We start from the raw sequence: 1966 nt of genomic DNA, 5'->3' as shown, positions 1-1966 counted from the left end.
CTCATGGGTGAAGACCAACACGGGCTCGTCGAGGGGAAAAACTTGGTTGTCAGCATCAGGGGCTGTAACAACCGCCCCAATAGCGGTCTGATCAAATGTTGCTAAAGGACGGGAATCCTCACCAGCCTCTACAATGCGAATCCCATGATTAAATTCTATTGCCATTTTGCTCTCCAAATCAATGAAGAGACCATAACAACAAGAGCTCCCTTTCATAAGTCTGACACTGTCAGTCAAAAAGCCCTTTTAAAGGGCTTTAAAGGGGACTTAAAGACGGAAGAGCATACAAGCCTTTAAACGCGCTTATACAAAGATCTTTAATTTAACTGCGCCATCACCACCCCGTCCAGCACCATTTACTGTTCCATCTTCACCATCTCGATAACCGCCACCGCCACCGCCGCCATATCCTTTTTCAGCTCCGCTTCCTCCATTGCCACCATACTGGCTTTTTCCTCCCTTACCTCCATTATTAGCTATACCACTACCACCACTCCCACCACTCCCACCTCCACCTGCTCCACCATAGGTACTATCCCCTCCATCACCGCCACAACTATCATTAAAGCCACCACCACCTCCTCCGCCTCCATGCCAAGGATGTTCTTTTCCCGCATAACCATTATTATTACTACCACTTGCAGTTCCATAACCACCTGAAACTCCACCACCACTATTTCCACCAATATAACCGTTATTCCCCTTACCACCCCGTGCTGTAAGAATAGAACCAACTAGCGTATTACCACCATTAATACCATTTCCATATCCGCCTTTTCCAATAGCCACTACATCATTATTCTGTAATTGGCGTTTTTGAATCTTTAAAGAAATACATTCACCACCACCTCCTCCTCCACGTTGGCCACCGCTCCCGCCACCTCCCCAAGCCATGATTTCAATATCAGTGTCATCTGTCACCCCATCAGGCCAAGGAATATTACCACTCTGCAACATAACGATTTCAATGTACTCTTCTTTACGCTTTTTGATTAAAGCATCCAAAAGAGCATCCACTTGCACCTTGGTATAAACAGCTTCACCATCAACTCTCAAAGGTCCTTTCAAGGTACTTCCATTTGTGCTTAAACTTGTCACCGTTTCACCATTATGAATAAGGCTAAACGACGAATTACCCAAAAGTTCTAAGCCACCACTCATGGTGACTTTGCTGGTAAATTTATTATAATTCTGCCATTCATTTGGGCTTGTGAGGCGCCCATAGCTGGTCATATCTTGATTAATCTTGGCTCTAAAATCATCAAGCCCCACGATATCTTCGGTTTTATGTTGATGCGCGCCTAATAGTGAGACAGCACTGCCAAAGGTAAAGTTATTGTTGCTTGATTTATAGAGAACATAATTGTTGGCAGCATCTTTTGCGCCTNTTGATCAATTTTGGTCAAGTTTTCCCGCAAGATTGGGAATTCAGAACTGATAAAACGCCCCTCTTTAGGCAATTCCATGTCGAGTTTTTTGGTTTTGGTCATCTCTGTTCTCCCATCACAATATGCCAGCGCCAAAATCACTCACCATGGACCGCGCTGCTGGTCCACCGGTAAGAGTGAGTTTGAGGCGCGCTTGTTTGGCTGTTTTGTCACTGCTCACAAATTTTCGTTCTGTCCAAAGTGGTTCAGCGAGTTGTTCTGTTTCGTCAAGTTTCAAAGGGGTGAAACCACCATCATCTAGTTGCATCTCCAGTGAAAAGGTTGCACCACCCGGTAAAAAGGTTTTGATATAGCTCGTTAACCTTGCCTTTTCACCAAAGGCAAAAGCACGCGTGACATAGGTCGCTTCCTTATGGATCTTTCCCGCGATCAATTGAACAGGCGCAAATAACACCGGTGAGAGTTTCTCTGTTCCTTTAAGAATAGCGCGAAGCTTTATCTTTTCACTGATATATTCAGTAAGACTGAGCAATTGAAAGGGAAGGAGTTGATAAACCGTGCCGTTGTTTCTTTCAATT

Annotated in this window: 3 pseudogenes; all 3 read right to left on the bottom strand. The window is 44.7% G+C overall.

The features are described 5' to 3' along the window. Positions 1–165: pseudogene (locus ACFIKX_RS00370) on the bottom strand (phage tail protein); the annotation flags it as partial. Positions 166–303: 138 nt separating this feature from the next. After that, positions 304–1490: pseudogene (locus ACFIKX_RS00365) on the bottom strand (Bgr_08870 family protein). A 13-nt stretch (positions 1491–1503) separates the two neighbouring features. Next, positions 1504–1966: pseudogene (locus ACFIKX_RS00360) on the bottom strand (DUF4815 domain-containing protein); the annotation flags it as partial.

The organism is Bartonella sp. CM86QHHN (assembly GCF_042194695.1).
GTDB lineage: Bacteria > Pseudomonadota > Alphaproteobacteria > Rhizobiales > Rhizobiaceae > Bartonella.
The sequence above is the reverse complement of the archived record's forward strand: the minus strand, read 5'-3'. Positions and strand labels throughout refer to the sequence as shown.